Here is a 1736-nt window from a genome sequence, read left to right as displayed (position 1 = left end):
GGTCGAAGGCAGCCGCGCGGCCATCGCCGACGTGCTGCACGGCCGCGACGACCGGCTGGTCGTGGTGGTTGGGCCATGCTCCATCCATGACCACGACCAGGCCATCGAATACGCGCAGCGCCTGAAGACCGTCGCCGACTCGCTGCAGGACGACCTCCTGATCGTGATGCGTGCCTATTTCGAGAAGCCGCGCACCACCGTGGGCTGGAAGGGCTACATCAACGACCCGCACCTGGACGGCAGCTTCGCGATCAACGAAGGGCTGGAGCGCGCGCGGCGCCTGCTGCTCGAGCTGACCACGCTGGGCCTGCCGACCGGCACCGAGTTCCTCGACCTGCTGAGCCCGCAGTTCATTGCCGACCTGATCGCCTGGGGTGCCATCGGCGCCCGCACCACCGAGAGCCAGAGCCATCGGCAGCTGGCGTCGGGCCTGAGCTGCCCGGTGGGCTTCAAGAACGGCACCGACGGCAGCGTGAAGGTTGCGGCCGACGCGATCCTCGCAGCGCGTGCGCCGCATGCCTTCATGGGCATGACCAAGATGGGCATGGCGGCGATCTTCGAGACGCGCGGCAACGACGACTGCCATGTGATCCTGCGCGGCGGCAAGGCGCCCAACTATTCGGCCGCGGATGTGGCTTCGAGCTGCGAGGCGCTGCTGGCGAACGGCCTGCGGCCGCAGGTGATGATCGACGTGTCGCACGGCAACAGCAGCAAGCAGCACCAGCGGCAGATCGTGGTCGCCGAAGACGTGGCGGCGCAGATCGCGGCCGGCGAGCGGCGCATCACGGGCCTCATGATCGAGAGCCATCTCGAGGAAGGCCGGCAGGACCTGAAGCCCGGCGCGGCGCTGAAGCACGGCGTCTCGATCACCGATGCCTGCATCGGCTTTGCCCAGACGGTGCCGGTGCTCGAGGGCCTGGCGTCGGCGGTCAAGGCAAGGCGGCGCCTGCCGAAGGCTTGAGAGCGGCCATGCCTCAGCATCGAATTTTCGCGATGGCGTTTGCGAAGGTCTATCCGATGTACGTCCAGAAGGCCGAACGCAAGAACCGGACGAAGGAAGAAGTGGATCAGATCATTCGCTGGCTGACCGGCTATGACCAGGCGGGCCTCGCGCGGCAGATCGAACAGGGGAAGGATTTCGAGGCCTTCTTTGCGGAGGCTCCGGCCATGAATCCGAACAGCGCATTGATCAAGGGCGTGGTCTGCGGCGTCCGCGTCGAGGAAGTCGACGATCCGCTGATGCAGAAGATCCGCTACCTGGACAAGCTGGTCGACGAGCTCGCGAAGGGCAGGAAGATGGAGAAGATCCTCCGGCAGCAGGACTGACTGCCAGGCATTGCATCCCATGGCACCTTATCCGCGGCATTGGCACAGGAGGCGATCGGCGTGACGACTCGACGTGATGGAGGGTGCCTGTGCGGGGCCGTGCGCTTCGTCGCCCTGGGCGAGCCCATGCGCACCTTGCAATGCCACTGCAGGTTCTGCCAGCGGGTGACGGGTTCGACCTCATACGCGGAGTCGATGTATCCGGTGGACGCGGTCCAGTTCTCGGGCGAGCCGATGGCAAGGTACTCGCACAAATCGGAAAGCAGTTCGAGGCAGGTGCATGTCCACTTCTGCCCCCGATGCGGCACCACGCTCACGCTCACGTTCGAGCGCTGGCCCGAGTACCGCGGGATCTCTCGCGGGGCGTTCGATGACCCGAATTCCGTGTCGATCAGCTCGCACATCTGGAC

The 1736-nt window shown here is 65.8% G+C and carries 3 protein-coding genes; all 3 read left to right on the top strand.

Annotated features, from left to right (window positions below; translation table 11 throughout):
* A partial coding sequence (locus tag AC1DOC_RS32435) for a 3-deoxy-7-phosphoheptulonate synthase (protein ID WP_478131416.1) occupies nt 1–961 on the top strand: 961 nt, incomplete at its 5' end.
* Nucleotides 962–969: 8 nt separating this feature from the next.
* Nucleotides 970–1326: a DUF2200 domain-containing protein gene (locus AC1DOC_RS32430; protein ID WP_062363113.1), complete on the top strand. Its 357-nt coding sequence runs from the start codon at nt 970–972 to the stop codon at nt 1324–1326.
* 60 nt (nt 1327–1386) lie between these two features.
* Nucleotides 1387–1736, top strand: a 350-nt coding sequence (locus AC1DOC_RS32425) for a GFA family protein (protein ID WP_478131415.1), incomplete at its 3' end; no start/stop codon positions are given.

It is taken from the genome of Variovorax sp. 01T439_2, assembly GCF_056398445.1.
Note: the sequence above shows the minus strand (reverse complement) of the source record. Positions and strands in the feature narration are given on the sequence as shown.

Coding starts and splice junctions, on each gene's coding strand:
- AC1DOC_RS32430 (WP_062363113.1), top strand. CDS start 970: ATGCCTCAGCATCGAATTTTCGCGATGGCGTTTGCGAAGGTCTATCCG.